This window comes from Brevundimonas sp. SORGH_AS_0993, assembly GCF_030818545.1.
Lineage (GTDB): Bacteria > Pseudomonadota > Alphaproteobacteria > Caulobacterales > Caulobacteraceae > Brevundimonas.
In genome coordinates this window covers 1,324,743-1,339,216 of sequence record NZ_JAUTAH010000001.1, presented here as the reverse complement: position 1 = coordinate 1,339,216, position 14,474 = coordinate 1,324,743, and the positions used below count along the sequence as shown (strand labels likewise).

Sequence of the window (14,474 nt, the reverse complement as noted above, 5' to 3'; positions counted from 1 at the left end):
AGCTTCGGCTCCGGGGCGTTTTTCATTTGCGGGCGGGGATGTTCCGGAACGAAACAATCCGAAACCCGACTTTCATTTCGCACTTGCAGCGAAGCCGCTACATCCAGCGCAAGGCGCAATCCGCACACAGAGGCGACGCGCGTAGAGAAGCGAGTTTGAGTTTGCCGGTCAGCCACGACCATCACGAACGCACCATCGTCGCCCCGGCCATCATCGCCGGGGTGGGTGTGCACACCGGCCGTCGCGTGCGGCTGGCGGTTCGTCCTGCGCCGGCCGGCAGCGGGATCGTGTTCGTGCGCACCGATGTGAACGACCGCGACAACCGCATCCCGGTCTCGGGCGAGGCGGTGGTGGACGCGCGCCTGAACACCATGATCGCCAACGCCGCCGACGTGCGCCTGTCGACCATCGAACATCTGATGTCGGCCTTTGCCGCCCTTGGGGTTTCGAACGCCGTGGTCGAGGTGGACGGGCCGGAGCTGCCGATTCTGGACGGTTCGGCGCTGGAGTTCGTCAGGCTGCTTGATCGCGCGGGCTTTCGGCCTCAATCGACGCCGCAAACCTATATCGAGATCCTTGAGCCGGTCCATGTGGTCGAGGGCGACAAACACGCCGCCCTGATGCCCTGCGACCGCTATGAGATGCGCATGGAGATCGACTTTGCGTCGGCCGCCATCGGCAATCAGGTGATCGACTTCGTCGTCGATGAGGCGACCTTCCGTTCGGACATCATGGCCGCCCGAACCTTCGGCTTCGCCCATGAGGTCGAAGCCCTGCGTCAGGCCGGTCTGGCGCGCGGCGGCTCGCTGGAGAACGCCGTGGTCATCGACGGCGACGACATCCTGAACCCCGGCGGCCTGCGGATGGAGCGGGAGTTCGTGCGCCACAAGGCGCTGGACGCCATCGGCGACCTTTATGTGCTGGGCGCGCCGCTGCTGGGCCGGTACGAAGGCTACAAGGCCGGCCACGCCCTGAACAACAAGCTGGTCCGCCAACTGCTGGCCACGCCCAGCGCCTGGCGCGAAGTCACCCGCGTGCCGGAACTGGCCCAGGCCGGCTGACCCAGGCGGACGGACTGTGGCTGTCAGGCCGCGATCACGCTGATCAATCGACCGAAATCCGGTTCGCTGCGCTGGAAGGCGCGGCGGTTGGAGAAGAAGCGCGTCTCGTCCGCGCAGGTGTCGTGTCCGGTCCAGACGGCCCGATCCACCCCCGCCTGCTGCAAGCGCCACAGGACGAAGCCGGGCAGGTCGAACAGGCGTTTGTCCGCGCTCGCGCCCGGCTTGAAGAAGCGGGCGCTGCCGGGGTCGTGATGGGCGAACCGGTCCTGGAAATCTAGGCCGACCTCGTAGCTGGCCTGGGCGATGCAGGGGCCGACGACGGCCAGGATGCGGCGCGGCTGGGCGCCCAGGGCCTCCATCGCCGTGACGGCCGAGTGGACGACGCCGCCCAGGGCGCCCTTCCAGCCGGCGTGGACGGCGGCCACGGCGCGGGTCTCGGGATCGGCCAGCAGAACCGGGGCGCAGTCGGCCGTCAGGATGGAGCACAGAAGGCCGGGTTCGACCGAGACGATGGCGTCGCCTTCGGGCCGGTCGCCGCCCCAGGGGCCTTCCGCGACGCGGGCCACGGCGGAATGAATCTGATAGCAGCCGTTCAGGTGATCGGCGTCGGCGCCGAAGCGGGCGGCGACGCGGCGACGGTTCTCGGCCACGGCGGCGGGATCGTCCTTGGAGCCGACGCCGGCGTTCAGCCCGGCGTAGATCCCGGTCGATACGCCGCCCGCGCGGGTGAAGAAACCGTGGTCGAAGCCGGCGGCGGTCAGCAGCGGATGGGTGATGGGGGCCAGATCGGTCATCGGGTCGCTCACACGTCCCATCCGGGCACGATCAGGGTGCGGGGCGAGAAGATGGCGGCGGCCTTGAACAGGGTTCCCATCTGGTCCTCGGCGGTCAGGCGGTTCAGTTGGCGGTCGATGACGGCGGCGGCCTGGGGCCGGCCCGACTTCAGCCGGCCCTCCTTCAAGGCGTGAGCTCGCGCTTCGATCCCCAGGCGACGCAGGAAGTCGCCCTGAGGCAGGCAGCCGGTGACGTCGGCGCCGGCGCGGAGCGCCGCCTCCAGCACCAGGGGGAAGTCGGCCCACTGGGTCAGGTCGGCCTGGCCCGGCGCGTCCAGCGGATCGACCTTCTGGTGCCGACGCAGGGCCTGGAGGGTGTCGCCCGCCTCGGGCCGCGCGCGGCCGTAGTCGATCAACAGGGCGGCGCCCGAGGCGGCCTTGACGAGGGCGCCCAGGTCGCGGCCGAAGGCGGTCTGCTGTTCGGAAATCTCGAAGACCTGGCCGGGTTCGATGGGAAAGTCGGGCTTGTCGAAGCCGCCGGAAATGGCGGTCAGGCCGAAGATCAGGTCGTTCTCGTCGGTGACGCCGATGCGCCGCTCGGCCCAGCCGCCGTCGGTGCGGACGAACTGGCGCGCGGGCAGGCAGTCCAGAACCTCGTTGGCGATCAGGATGATGGGGGCGTCGGTCTCGATCCGCGCCAGGTCGCGCACCCAGCGCGGCGACAGGTCGGCGTCGGCCAGGGCCCGGGCCTGCAGATCGCGTAAAGGGCCGCTAGGCTCGATCAGGATAAGGTCGCAGGCTTCGAGGAAGCCCGGAACCAGGCGCGCGGCCCCCCTGCTCGCCATTAGGGCGTCGCTCATCAGCGTGCCGTCGCCGGGACCGACCTCGACCAGGCGGAACCTTTCTGGCGCGCCCAGCCGGCTCCAGGTCTCGACCGCCCACAGGCCGATCAGTTCGCCGAACATCTGGCTGACCAGGGGTGCGGTGATGAAGTCGCCTCCTTCGCCCAGCGCGGGGCGCGAGGCGTAGTAGCCGTCCCTGGGATCGTGCAGGCAGCGGGTCACATAGTCGGCCACCGTCATCGGCCCGGTCAGGGCGATCTCCCTCGCCAGACGGGCCTTCAGCGTCTCCTGGCCGCTCATGCTGCGACGGGGGGCCGGTTCCAGGCGCGCCAGATCAGCCAGGCGCCGATCAGGATCATCGGGGTCGACAGCATCATTCCCATGGTCAGGCCCAGCGGGAAGTGGGGCATGCCGACATCGGGTTCACGCACATTCTCCAGAGCGGCGCGGCAGACGCCGTAGCCGACCAGGAACAGGCCGGTGACATAGCCGGGCTTCTTCAGCAGGCCGCCCTTCCATACCGCCAGCGCCAGCAGGGTGCAGAGAACCAGACCCTCCAGCCCGGCTTCGTACAGCTGGCTGGCGTGGCGCACCATGTCGCCGGGGCCCTGAACATGACCCGCCCGATCCACGAACTCGCAGGTCGGGCCGTAGAATTCGCGGACCCTGGCGTTGCAGAAGTTCACGCCCCACGGAACCGTCGTTTGCCGGCCCCAGAGTTCGCCATTGATGAAGTTGGCCAGGCGTCCGAAAAACAGGCCGATGGGGGCGGTGGCCAGGGCCATGTCGCCGATGCTGAGCGTGTTCAGCTTCTTGGCTCGGGCATAGAGGACGACGGCCAAGGTGGTGCCGATCATGCCGCCGTGGAAACTCATGCCGCCGGTCCACAGCTGGAACAGTTCGAACCGTTCGCCCAGGGACTGGCCGGTGAACAGCTGGGCGTACATGACCGGCTTGTAGAACAGGGCGTAGCCCAGCCGGCCGCCCAGGATGACGCCCAGCACGATCCACAGCACCAAGTCGTCCAATTGCGTGGTCGTCAGCGGCGGCTTGCCCGGCGCCCACAGGCGCTGGGTCTTGATCAGACGCGCGGCGTACCACCAGCCCAGAACGATGCCCGCCACATAGGCCAGGGCGTACCAGCGGATCGGAAGCGGTCCCAGATGGATCAGGACCGGATCGAATTCGGGAAAGGGCAAGGGGCGTTCCTGTTCAAGCCTGTGCTGCTGCTTGCGGTCTAGCAAGCGTCGCGGCCTTCGTCGCCTGCGAAGACGCATCACGACGCCTTGATGGCGCCTCCGAAGCAGCGGAAAGAAAGGTTTCGTTCACCATAGTAGGTGAACCTTCGTTAACCCTGATCGGTGGGAGCCCGCCATGCAGACCCGCAATCCTCTTCTGGACGAGTTCGCCAAACTGACCACGGGCGCGATGGGCCTGGCCCAGGCCGCCGGTGAAGAGGCCAAGACCGCCTGGCGCGCCCAGACCGACCGGATCGTAGCCGAGATGGATCTGGTCCGCCGCGACGAATTCGACGTGCTGAAAGACGAGATCGCCGCCCTGCGCGCCGAGATCGCGGCGCTGAAAGCCGGCGCGACCGCGCCCAAGAAGGCCGCCGACAAGCCTCTCAAGGGAACGTCCACAGATGGAACTCAACCCGGGGACGCAGCCGGTTGAGCCGAATCCGCGAACAGGCTTACCGTCCCGTTAACGGTCGTGATTCACACGGCCGCAGTTCGAATCGAGACCATTGATGGATATCGCCCGGCCCGAAGAAACGGACGTGCCCTTCGACCCGCTGGAGGTCGTGGAGCATGTTCTCACGGCCGAGAACCTGCCGTTCGACCGCACCGACGACGGCGACCTGGCCTTCGCCCTGGCCGGGGATTGGAAGGACTATGAGCTGTGGTTCGCCTGGCGGCCGGAAGGGGATTGCCTGCAACTGTGCTGCGCCCTGGACCTGCGCGTCGCCAAGAGCCGCAAGACGGCCGCCTATGAGTTGGTCGGCCTGATCAATCAGCGCACCTGGATGGGCCATTTCGAGGTCTGGGCCGAGGACGGGGAGATCGTCTTCCGTCACTCCCTGGCCCTGCCGATGGGCGAACGTCCGACCCTGGCGCAGGCGGCGTCGATGATCGACGCGGCCATCGAGGCGGCGGATCGCTACTATCCCGCCTTCGACTTCATGGTTCGGGGCAACAAGAAGCCGCAGGAGGCGATCGACGCCTGCCTGTTCGAAACGGTCGGCAACGCCTGATGCCAGAATCGGCGTTGGCCGATGGGCCGGTCGTCCTGGTTGGCTGCGGCCGTCTGGGCGCGGCCATTCTGGAGGGGTGGCTGCTGACCGGCGCGGTCGCGCCGTCCGATCTGATGATCCTCAGTCCTTCCCGGAAGCCGGCCGCCGAGGCGGCCCGGGCAAAGGGCGCGCGGGTCAATCCGCCGCTGGAGGCGCTGACGGCCGCGCGGGCGGTGGTGCTGGCGGTCAAGCCGGCCTTGTGGCGACAGGTCATGGCGCCGCTGACGCCCTTCCTGCATGACCAGGCCGTGATCGTTTCCGTCATGGCGGGAGTGACGGCGCCGACCCTGGCCGAGGGGTTGGGCGGCTGGCCCATCGTGCGGGTGATGCCGACGACAGGCGTGGCGCGCGGCCGGGGCGTGGCCTCGGTCTGGGCGGCCGATGCGGCGGCGCGCGCCCTGGGACGCGCCCTGTTCGAACCGATGGCGGAGACGGTCGATCTGGCGGACGAAGACCTGATGGACGCGGCCACCGCCGTCGCCGGGTCGGGAGCGGCCTATTTTTACGCCTTCACGCAGGCGCTGGCCGAGGCGGGCGCCAAGGCCGGTCTGGACGCCGCCACGGCCGAGACCCTGGCGCGCGCGACGCTGAAATCCGCCGCCGACGCCATGGGCGACGAGGCGCTGGACGCCCTGATCGCCCGCATCGCCTCTCCGGGCGGTTCGACACGCGCGGGCTTGGAGTCGATGCAGAGCGACGGGCGCCTGACCGCCATGCTGGAAGACACGGTCGCGGCGGCCGTGCGCCGCAACCGTGAAATGGGCGCGTGACGCTTTCTAGAAGCGGCGCTGCTCGATCTGATCGCCCAGGCGATCGAAGGCGCGCCGGGCGTCCTGCCAAGTGGCGAAGCCCCAGACGTCGGCGATGCTCGGCGTATAGTAGGAGAACTTCACCGGCAGGGTCCGGCCGTCGGCGGTGACGATCTGGCCTTCGACCGCCGCCCCGCCAACAGAGATGCTGCGGATCGGATCCAGGCCCGGCGTATCGCGCACCTGCTGAAAGGTGGGACGATTGGGCTTCAGGTCGGTCAGCACCAGATCGGCGGTCGCGCCGGGATAAGCCTGTTCCAGCGCCTTGGACACTTCCGTCCGAAGGTCGGAAACCTGCTGGTCGACATCGCGGTCGCCCAGCTTCTTGACTTCGCGGGTCAGGTCGGGGCCGACGGTCACATTGACGACCGGCTGCGCCTGGGCGGCCGCCGCGACGGCCAGCGTCACGGCCAGAGGTGCGATAAAGGCGAGTTTACGCATCGAATTCATCTCCAAACCCTGTCGGACTGAAGATGCGCCCGCGACGCCCCTTTCGAAAGGGGCGCGGCCATGAATTTTCAGCCAGGCCTGGGTTCGGAAGGCGGAGACGCGGTGACGGGCGCGGGCAGGCGGATCAGGGCCTTCAGCCCCCCCATGTCGCTGCGGTCCAGGACGACGTCGCCGCCATGGCCGCGCGCCACGTCACGCGCGATGGCCAGGCCCAGACCCACGCCCTTGCGGTTCTGGTTGCGCGAGGCGTCCAGGCGGGAAAAGGGCCGGAAGGCCTCTTCATACATATCCTCGGGGATTCCGGGGCCGTCGTCCTCGACCGCGATTTCCAGACCGCCGGACGCCAGGGCGCGGCCGGACAGGCGGACCCGCTCGCCATGCGCGGCGGCGTTGCCCGCCAGGTTCACCAGGGCGCGCTTGAAGGCCAGGGGACGCAGGGAGGCGGCGAGGCCGGCGGGAACCAGCACCTGGACCTCGGCCCCGGCGCGCCGGGCGTCGTCGCCTGCGGCTTCCAGCAGGTCGGGGATGGAGACGGGCTGGGGCGGTTCTCCGGCCTCGCCGCGCGCGAAGTCCAGATATTCGTCAATCATATGCTCCATCTCGTCCAGGTCGCCGCGCATGGCGTCCTGACGCTTGAAGGGCGGGGCCAGGGCCAGTTCCAGACGAAGCCGCGTCAGGGGCGTTCGCAGATCGTGGCTGACGGAGGCCAGGAGGGCGGTGCGCTGGTCGATGTGGCGCTGGATTCGGTCGCGCATGGCCAGGAAGGCGGTGGCCGCCGCCCGCACCTCGCGCGCGCCGTGGGGTTTGAAGCGGGGCACGGTCTCGCCCCGGCCGAAGGCCTCGGCCGCATCGGCGAGGCGCTCGATGGCGCGGACCTGATTGCGGATGAACAGGATCGCCACCCCCATCAGCAGCACCGTGGCGATGGTCAGCCACAGGACGAAGATATGGGCCTGGGTCGCCACGGCCCGTTCGCGCGGGGCGATGATGCGCAGCACGCCTTGCGGCTCCTGCACCTGGATGTCGACATAGGCCGGGTAGCGGGTGGTGTCGAACCAGTAGGGACGGTCCAGACGCGCATCCAGCGCGCGGTCCAGCACCCGGTCCACCACGCCGATGGGGCCGCGCCGGGTCTCGGTCGGCAGGGTGCGGCCGTCCTGAAGCGCGATGGACAGGGACATGGATCGCTCGGCCCGGTCGGCGATCCGCGCCAGATTGGCGGGGGAGGGGTCGTCCTCATAGGACTGGACCGCCCAGGCGATGTCGCCGGCCAGGCCCTCGGACAGGCGCGCGGTCACGGTCTGCCAGTGGGCGTCGAAGAACACCCAGGTCACGGCCACCTGCATGACCAGCACGGGCAGGACGATGATCAGCAGCGACCGGCCCCAGAGCGAGGTCGGCAGGCGTCGCTTCAGGAAGCGCGGCCACAGATAGGCGGGCAACAGCCGCATCGCGTTCGTCGCCGGCTCAGTCGGGGGCCAGCATATAGCCCACGCCCCGCACGGTCTGCAGATAGCGCGGGTTCTTGGGGTCTGCCTCCAGCTTGCGGCGCAGGCGCGTGACCTGAACGTCGACGGCCCGGCCGGTGATGTCGGCGGTGTCGGGCGACAGGCTCATCCGCTCGACCGGCGCATGGGCGTGCAGGGCCAGGGTCTTCAGCAGTTGCGCCTCGGCCTCGGTCAGGCGCTGGGGCGCGCCGTCGCGGGTCAGCTCCAGCCGCTCCATGTCGAAGACCGCGCCGCCCAGCTTGATCTCGCGCGGGCCGATGGGCTTGCCGCCCGTGCGGCGCAGGATGGCCTCGATCCGAAGCACCAGTTCGCGCGGCTCGAAGGGTTTGGACATGTAGTCGTCGGCGCCGCGCGCCAGACCCTCGATCCGATCCTCGGCGTCGCCCTTGGCGGTCAGCAGAAGCACCGGGGTCTTGGAGGTCTCGGCCTTGTTGCGAACCCAGGTCGTCAGATCGAAGCCGCTTTCGCCCGGCATCATGACGTCCAGCACGACCAGGTCAAACTCGATCAATTCCATCATCCGTTTGGCGGCGGCGGCGTGGGCGGCTCCGGTGACGCGATAGCCTTCGCGCGCCAGAAACTCCTTCAGCAACTCGCGGATGCGGTCGTCGTCGTCGACGATCAGCAGATGGCGACCCACGCCAGGGCCGGCGATAGGCCCCGAACGGCCATAGGCGCGCGATTCCGTCATGCTCATGTGACGTTCTCGGCGTTCAAGGCGTTGACCTGAACGATTCGGGAAGCTCTAACACCCTCAGTTCTGCGGGAGACGTGTTTCAATGGCCTTCGTTCCTTTCGACGATCGTGATGGATGGATCTGGTTTGATGGCGAATTCGTGCCTTGGCGCGAGACGAAAACGCATATTCTGACCCATGCCCTCCACTATGGCTCGTCGGTATTCGAGGGTGAGCGTATGTACGGCGGCGAAATCTTCAAGCTGACGCCGCATTCGGAGCGCCTGAAGCGGTCCGCGAACCTGCTCGATTTCGAAATACCCTACAGCGTCGCCGAAATCGACGCCATCTGTAACGAAACCTGCGCCAAGAACGGTCTGACGGACTGTTATGTGCGTCCGGTCGCCTATCTGGGGCCGGAACAGACCAGCGTCTCGGCCCTGAACAACAAGGTTCACCTGGCGGTCGCCGTGTGGGACTGGCCCAGCTATTTCGACCCCGAGGTCAAGGCGCGCGGGCTGAAGCTGGAATGGTCCAAGTGGCGTAGGCCCGATCCGGCGACGGCGCCGACGACGGCCAAGGCGGCCGGTCTGTACATGATCTGCACGATGTCCAAGAACACGGCCGAGCGGCGCGGCTTTGCCGACGCCCTGATGCTGGACTGGCGCGGCTATGTCGCTGAGGCGACCGGCGCCAATGTCTTCTTCGTCAAGGACGGCGTCCTGCACACGCCCAAGGTGGATCACATCCTGGACGGCATCACCCGCCAGACGGTTATCGAGATCGCCCGCGAAAAGGGGATCGAGGTCGTGGTGCGCGACATCAAGCCGGAAGAACTGACGGACTTCACCGAATGCTTCCTGACCGGCACGGCCGTCGAGGTGACGCCGGTGGCCGAGGTCGGCGACTATCGCTTCACCCCCGGCGCCCTGTCGCTGGACCTGATGGACCACTACGGAAAGCTGGTGCGCCGCCAGTCGTAAGGACAGGCGCCGGTCAGGGGCTTTCGACCTTGACCGGCGCAAGCCCCTCGGCGCCCCTGGCCAGTCGATGGTCGAAGGTGAGAAACGCCGCGCAGTCCGCCGCTTGGCCTGGGCGGGATCGTCCCCGGTCAGGAAACGGACCACCACATTGGTGTCAATCGCGCGCACGGCGTCGCACCTCGGCGGCGACGGCGGCGTCCATCTGCCTGATCGTCGGGGCAGGACCGTCATGCGCCAGGCTTGCGAACACCGCGTCCACTGTCGTCGCGGAGAAGGACGCCGCCGGCCTGAGGAGGACGCCCCGGGGCGTGTCCTCCACCGTCAGCCGCGTCCCCGCGGGCCAGCGCAGATGGTCGCGGAGGGACTATGGGCAGGATGATCTGCCCCTTTGTGGAGACCACGGCGGTCAGAACCGCGTTGGGGGCGCCATGAAGATGTCCGGTAAGATCGGAATAAGATAGTCGCCTGTCTGCCATGCAAGGGAAAATCCTTGCGGGATGCGACATCTTGCCTTTCAAGCGAAACAAGACCGGCGCGGGCCGGCAGGGGACCGTTTTCATGTTCAGCCTTCAGAACCTCCAGAGCCTCTTGGGTCTGGTCGTCATCGTCGTGGTGTGCTGGGCGATCTCGGAGAACCGGCGCGCCTTTCCCTGGCGGCTGACCCTGGGCGCCATCGCGGTTCAGGCGGCGCTGGTGCTGGGGTTGTTCGCCATTCCGGGATCGCAGGTGGTGCTGGCGGCGGTGACGGGGGCGGTGGACGGTCTGGCCGTGGCGACGACCGAAGGCACCAAGTTCGTGTTCGGCTATCTGGCCGGGGGGGACCAGCCCTATGCGGTGCAGAACCAGGGGGCCCTGTTCACCTTCGCCTTCCAGGTGCTGCCGCTGATCCTGGTGATCTCGGCCCTGTCGGCCCTCTTGTGGCATTGGAAGATCCTGAAATGGATCACCCTGGGCTTTGGCTTCCTGTTCCAGAAGACCATGGGCCTGGGCGGCGCCTCGGCCCTGGCGGTCGCGGCCAACATATTCCTGGGCATGATCGAGAGCCCCATCGTCATCCGCGCCTATCTGGACAAGCTGACCCGATCGGAAATCTTCCTGATGATGGTGGTGGGCCTGGCGACGGTCGCCGGTTCGACCATGGTGGCCTATGCGACCATCCTGGCGCCGGTCCTGCCCAATGCGGCCGGCCATGTGCTGGTCGCCTCCATCGTCTCGGCGCCGGCCGGGGTGCTGTTGGCGCGGATCATCATTCCCGAGAAGGAAGGCATGGGCGGCGCGGTCGCCGACTACGATTCGGCGCTGAAGTACGACAGCGCCATCGACGCCATCGTGAAGGGCGCCTCCGACGGCCTGATGGTGGTGCTGAACATTTCGGCAGTGCTGATCGTGTTCGTGGCCCTGGTGGCCCTGATCAACGTCATGCTGGGCGGCTTCGTTGTGTTCGACGCGCCGCTGACCGTGGAGCGGATGCTGGGCTGGATCTTCGCGCCCGTCGCCTGGCTGATCGGGGTGGAGTGGAAGGACGCCGATGTCGCCGGCTGGCTGCTGGGCGTCAAGCTGACCCTGACCGAGTTCGTGGCCTTCATCGACCTGGGCAAGGTTCCAGCGGGCGAGATGACCGAGCGGACGCGGATGCTGATGACCTATGCCCTGTGCGGTTTCGCCAATATCGGGTCGGTCGGCATCACGGTGACGGGCCTGTCGGTCCTGATGCCGGAGCGGCGCGAGGAGGTGCTGGGCATGGTGTGGAAGGCGCTGTTCGCCGGCTTCCTGGCCACGCTGATGACGGCCTCCATCGTCGGCGCCATGCCGGCCGCCGTCTTCGGCCGCTGAGCGGGCGGAGAGAGACCGATGCGCGCCCTGGCCCCGCTGGACCGCGGATTGGCGCTGCTGCTGGCGGGCCTGGCCGGCTATGTCGACAGCCTGGGCTTTTTGCAGCTGGGCGGGGTGTTCGTCTCGTTCATGAGCGGCAATTCCACGCGCCTGGCCGCCAGCCTGGCGTCGGGGCGTTGGCTTGCGGCGGGGCGGCTGGCGGCCATTCTGGCGGTCTTCGTCCTGGGCGCCTTTCTCGGGGCCATGATCGCGGGCGGGGAGGGCGCGCGGTCGCGCAGCCGGGTTTTGCTGTTCGAGGGGCTGTTGCTGGCCTGCGCGGCGCTGGCGGCGGCCTTCGGCCTGACGCCCCTGGCCATATTGCTGATGGTCATGGCCATGGGGGCCGAGAATTCGGTCTTCCTGAGGAACGGCGAGGTGGGCGTCAGCCTGACCTACATGACCGGCACGCTGGTCAAGCTGGGCCAGGCCCTGGCCGCCGCCGTGACCGGGCGCGACCGCACGGCCTATCGCCCCTATCTGGCGCTGTGGGCCGGACTGACGGCGGGCGCGGTGCTGGGCGCCCTGACCTATGGCGTCCTGGGGCTGGCGGCTTTGTGGCCGGCCGCCGCCCTGGCCCTGATCCTGTCGCTGGTCGCGCGGTTCAGCCGCGCGACGTGAATTTGCGGATGACGCCGGAGAAGGTCATCAACAGGCGCTCGCCCGTGGTGATCTGGCCCCGCACGAAGATCAGGCTCTTGCCCGCCTTGGTCACTTGGCCCGTGGCCTCGATCAATTCGCCGACATAGCCGCCGTCGATGAAGGTGGAGTCCAGTTGCACCGTCACGCCCGAGGCGCCCTCCATCTCCTGATAGGCGATCTGGAACATGGCGATGTCGGCGAAGGTCATCAGACAGCCGCCGTGCATCCGGCCGCCGGCGTTCATGTGTTTTTGCTCGGCGCGGAAGGCGCAACGCATGTGCCCGTCCGGGTCGGGGCGGCCGTAGAAGGGGCCGACCACGGTGTCGAACGTGTCGTGCAGGTCGTAGGTCTGCCAGCCGGCGAATTCGCCTTCGGTGATGGTGATTTTCTTCGGCATGCAGACTCGGCCTTACTTCTGGACGTGCGGTGCAGCATATTGGCGCAATGAGCGATCCTGTCGAAACCGCAATCCTGAACAAAATCGCCGCGCTTGAGCCCGGCAAGAGCATCGAGCCCGCCGAAGTGGCCAAAGAGCTACAGCCGGAGCAGTGGCAGCGGATGCTGCCAAAGGTTCGCGCCGTTGCGCTGCATCTGATGCGGCAGGGCAGACTGACCATCACCAAGAAGGGCAAGCCGGTCGATCCGGACAATTTCCGCGGCGTGACGCGCCTGCGCCAGGCGACCGAGGAAGAAACGGCCTTGGCCCTGAGCCGCCGGCCGCCGGTAGCGAACAGTGAGGACGAGGATTAAGCCCTCCCTTCATCCCCGCTTTCGCAGGGATGAGGGGGGCGCGGGAAATCTCGAAGAGGTTCTGAGCGACATCCGCGCCTGTCGCGCCTGCGCCGGCGTGCTGCCGCACGCGCCGCGTCCGGTGGTGCGCGTCTTTCCCGAGACGCGGCTGCTGATCTGCGGCCAGGCGCCGGGGCGGCGGGTGCATGAAAGCGGCCTGCCGTTCACCGATCCGTCGGGCGACCGACTGCGCGACTGGATGGGCGTGGACTATGAGACCTTCTATGCCGACCGCCGCGTCGGGGTGGCGGCCCAGGCGTTCTGCTATCCGGGCACGGCGCCCCAAAGAAACGGAAGGAGCGGCGGCGACTATCCCCCGCCTTCCCGCTGCGCCGACCTCTGGCGGCCGCAGTTGATGGCGGCCCTGCCCGAGATGGAACTGACGCTGCTGGTCGGCGGCTACGCCCAGGCCTGGGCGCTGGGCGACCGGGTCGGGCGCACCCTGACCGAAACGGTGCGGGCCTGGCGCGATTACGCCCCGCGTTTTCTGGTGCTGCCGCATCCGTCGTGGCGCAACACGGCCTGGTTGAGAAAGAATCCCTGGTTCGAGGCGGAGGTCGTGCCCTATCTGCGGGAACGGGTACGGGCCATACTGGATTATCGGCAAGAGATCGGCGCCCGTTCGGGGCAGGCGCGTCAGGGCCACGCATGTTTGGAGCAGGCATGAGGCGCGGCGTACTCAGACGGATCGGATCGCTGGCGGGCCTTCTGACCCTTTCGGCCTGCGCCACGCCCCATATCCAGCCCGCCCAGACCCCGCTGCCGGACTTCGTCGGGCCGCACGTCGAGGCGGGCGCCCTGGTCATGTCGGACGGCGCCAGCCTGCCGCTGATGCGCTGGACGCCGCAAGGGCAGGCGCCGTGGGCCGTCATCGTGGCACTGCACGGCATGAACGACCACGCCTCCAGCTTCCGCCTGGCCGGTCCGTGGTGGGCCGAGCACGGGATAGAGACCTGGGCCTATGACCAGCGCGGTTTCGGCGCGGCGCCCGGCCGGGGCGTCTGGGCTGGACAGAAGCGCATGACCGACGACCTGCGCGAAGCGGTCGCCATGGCCCGCGCGCGTCATCCGCACGCCGTGATCGCGGTGGTCGGCGAAAGCATGGGCGGGTCGGTGGCCGCCGCCGCCTTCGGTTCGGACGATCCTCCGGCGGCGGACCGGGTGGTCCTGTTGGCGCCCGGCGTCTGGGGCTGGTCGGCGCAGGGGCCGCTGAACACGGCGGCCATCAATCTGGCGGCGCGGCTGGCGGGCGGCGTGGCGGTGGAGCCGCCCGCCTTCATCACGCGCGACATTCACGCCTCGTCCAACACGCTGGAGCTGGTCCGCAACACCCGCGATCCCTTGAGCATTCTGGCGACCCGGTTCGACACCATCTACGGCCTAGTCGATCTGATGCAGACGGCATCGGTCAACCTGGGCCGCATCCGGGGCGATGCGCTTCTGATGTACGGCGCGCACGACGAGATCGTGAAGCGGGGGGAGATGCGAGGGGCGTTGCAGGCCGTGCAGCGGCAGGGCGGCGCGCTGCAGACCGCCTGGTATCCCGACAGCTGGCACCTGTTGAACCGCGATCTGGACGCCGAGGTCGTCTATCGCGACGTGACCGCCTGGCTGCGCGATCCCCGCGCGGCCCTGCCGTCGGGTGCGCCGCCCGTCATGCCGGAACTGCTGAAGCCCGACCGGAAACAGGCCGCCGTCGCTCGTCAAGGGGCCTCGGGCGGCGGGGCGGCCGCCGTTCTCGGCGTCTCTTAACGGCCCGTTTACCAACCAGGCGGCATTT

General features: G+C 68.2%; 17 protein-coding genes. 10 read left to right on the top strand and 7 right to left on the bottom strand.

Annotation, left to right across the window (positions count from 1 at the left end; translation table 11 throughout):
• Positions 1-161: 161 nt before the first annotated feature.
• Positions 162-1,061 (top strand): UDP-3-O-acyl-N-acetylglucosamine deacetylase, encoded by a 900-nt coding sequence (gene lpxC, locus QE389_RS06680; protein ID WP_307368953.1) that lies wholly within the window; start codon positions 162-164, stop codon positions 1,059-1,061.
• A gap of 23 nt (positions 1,062-1,084) precedes the next feature.
• Here the strand turns inward: lpxC and pgeF are convergent, their stop codons facing one another.
• The 3 genes from pgeF to lgt are packed head-to-tail and all read right to left on the bottom strand — an operon-like array spanning position 1,085 to position 3,875.
• Positions 1,085-1,855 (bottom strand): peptidoglycan editing factor PgeF, encoded by a 771-nt coding sequence (gene pgeF / locus QE389_RS06675; protein ID WP_307365650.1) that lies wholly within the window; start codon positions 1,853-1,855, stop codon positions 1,085-1,087.
• A gap of 8 nt (positions 1,856-1,863) precedes the next feature.
• The gene (locus tag QE389_RS06670; protein ID WP_307365647.1) at positions 1,864-2,976 is read right to left on the bottom strand and encodes a class I SAM-dependent methyltransferase; all 1,113 of its coding nucleotides are present in this window, start codon (positions 2,974-2,976) and stop codon (positions 1,864-1,866) included.
• Positions 2,973-3,875 (bottom strand): prolipoprotein diacylglyceryl transferase, encoded by a 903-nt coding sequence (gene lgt, locus QE389_RS06665; protein ID WP_307365645.1) that lies wholly within the window; start codon positions 3,873-3,875, stop codon positions 2,973-2,975. The genes QE389_RS06670 and lgt overlap by 4 nt, the downstream gene beginning before the upstream one ends.
• 175 nt (positions 3,876-4,050) lie before the next feature.
• On the opposite strand from lgt, the gene QE389_RS06660 reads away from it, so the two are divergent.
• The 3 genes from QE389_RS06660 (at position 4,051) to QE389_RS06650 (ending at position 5,739) form a co-directional block, all read left to right on the top strand.
• Complete coding sequence (locus QE389_RS06660) at positions 4,051-4,350, top strand: accessory factor UbiK family protein (protein ID WP_307365643.1); 300 nt, start codon at positions 4,051-4,053, stop codon at positions 4,348-4,350.
• Positions 4,351-4,426: 76 nt separating this feature from the next.
• Positions 4,427-4,930 carry a YbjN domain-containing protein gene (locus tag QE389_RS06655; protein WP_307365641.1) on the top strand — a complete coding sequence of 168 codons (504 nt, stop codon included), beginning with the start codon at positions 4,427-4,429 and terminating at the stop codon, positions 4,928-4,930.
• The gene (locus QE389_RS06650; RefSeq protein WP_307365639.1) at positions 4,930-5,739 is read left to right on the top strand and encodes a pyrroline-5-carboxylate reductase; all 810 of its coding nucleotides are present in this window, start codon (positions 4,930-4,932) and stop codon (positions 5,737-5,739) included. Before QE389_RS06655 ends, QE389_RS06650 begins: the two co-directional genes overlap by 1 nt.
• 6 nt (positions 5,740-5,745) lie before the next feature.
• Here the strand turns inward: QE389_RS06650 and QE389_RS06645 are convergent, their stop codons facing one another.
• From QE389_RS06645 to QE389_RS06635, 3 genes are all read right to left on the bottom strand, one after another.
• A complete protein-coding gene (locus tag QE389_RS06645) occupies positions 5,746-6,219 on the bottom strand; it encodes a hypothetical protein (protein ID WP_307365637.1) in 474 nt (157 codons plus the stop codon).
• Positions 6,220-6,296: 77 nt separating this feature from the next.
• Positions 6,297-7,679, bottom strand: a complete 1,383-nt coding sequence (locus tag QE389_RS06640; protein ID WP_307365635.1) for an ATP-binding protein — start codon at positions 7,677-7,679, stop codon at positions 6,297-6,299.
• A 16-nt stretch (positions 7,680-7,695) separates the two neighbouring features.
• Positions 7,696-8,427: a response regulator gene (locus tag QE389_RS06635; protein WP_373458340.1), complete on the bottom strand. Its 732-nt coding sequence runs from the start codon at positions 8,425-8,427 to the stop codon at positions 7,696-7,698.
• A gap of 88 nt (positions 8,428-8,515) precedes the next feature.
• On the opposite strand from QE389_RS06635, the gene QE389_RS06630 reads away from it, so the two are divergent.
• The 3 genes from QE389_RS06630 (at position 8,516) to QE389_RS06620 (ending at position 11,884) form a co-directional block, all read left to right on the top strand.
• A complete protein-coding gene (locus tag QE389_RS06630) occupies positions 8,516-9,394 on the top strand; it encodes a branched-chain amino acid aminotransferase (RefSeq protein WP_307365631.1) in 879 nt (292 codons plus the stop codon).
• Between the two features lie 558 nt (positions 9,395-9,952).
• Complete coding sequence (locus QE389_RS06625) at positions 9,953-11,227, top strand: NupC/NupG family nucleoside CNT transporter (protein WP_307365629.1); 1,275 nt, start codon at positions 9,953-9,955, stop codon at positions 11,225-11,227.
• Between the two features lie 18 nt (positions 11,228-11,245).
• Entirely contained in the window at positions 11,246-11,884 is a 639-nt protein-coding gene (locus QE389_RS06620; RefSeq protein ID WP_307365627.1) for a YoaK family protein, read from the top strand.
• Here the strand turns inward: QE389_RS06620 and QE389_RS06615 are convergent.
• Positions 11,868-12,302, bottom strand: coding sequence for a PaaI family thioesterase (locus QE389_RS06615; protein WP_307365625.1), 435 nt, complete (start codon positions 12,300-12,302; stop codon positions 11,868-11,870). The two genes, QE389_RS06620 and QE389_RS06615, sit on opposite strands and share 17 nt — an antisense overlap.
• 47 nt (positions 12,303-12,349) lie before the next feature.
• On the opposite strand from QE389_RS06615, the gene QE389_RS06610 reads away from it, so the two are divergent.
• The 3 genes from QE389_RS06610 (at position 12,350) to QE389_RS06600 (ending at position 14,446) form a co-directional block, all read left to right on the top strand.
• Positions 12,350-12,655: a DUF3253 domain-containing protein gene (locus QE389_RS06610; protein ID WP_307365623.1), complete on the top strand. Its 306-nt coding sequence runs from the start codon at positions 12,350-12,352 to the stop codon at positions 12,653-12,655.
• A gap of 97 nt (positions 12,656-12,752) precedes the next feature.
• Positions 12,753-13,361 (top strand): uracil-DNA glycosylase family protein, encoded by a 609-nt coding sequence (locus QE389_RS06605; RefSeq protein ID WP_307365622.1) that lies wholly within the window; start codon positions 12,753-12,755, stop codon positions 13,359-13,361.
• Complete coding sequence (locus tag QE389_RS06600) at positions 13,358-14,446, top strand: alpha/beta fold hydrolase (RefSeq protein WP_307365619.1); 1,089 nt, start codon at positions 13,358-13,360, stop codon at positions 14,444-14,446. The genes QE389_RS06605 and QE389_RS06600 overlap by 4 nt, the downstream gene beginning before the upstream one ends.
• Positions 14,447-14,474: the final 28 nt, after the last annotated feature.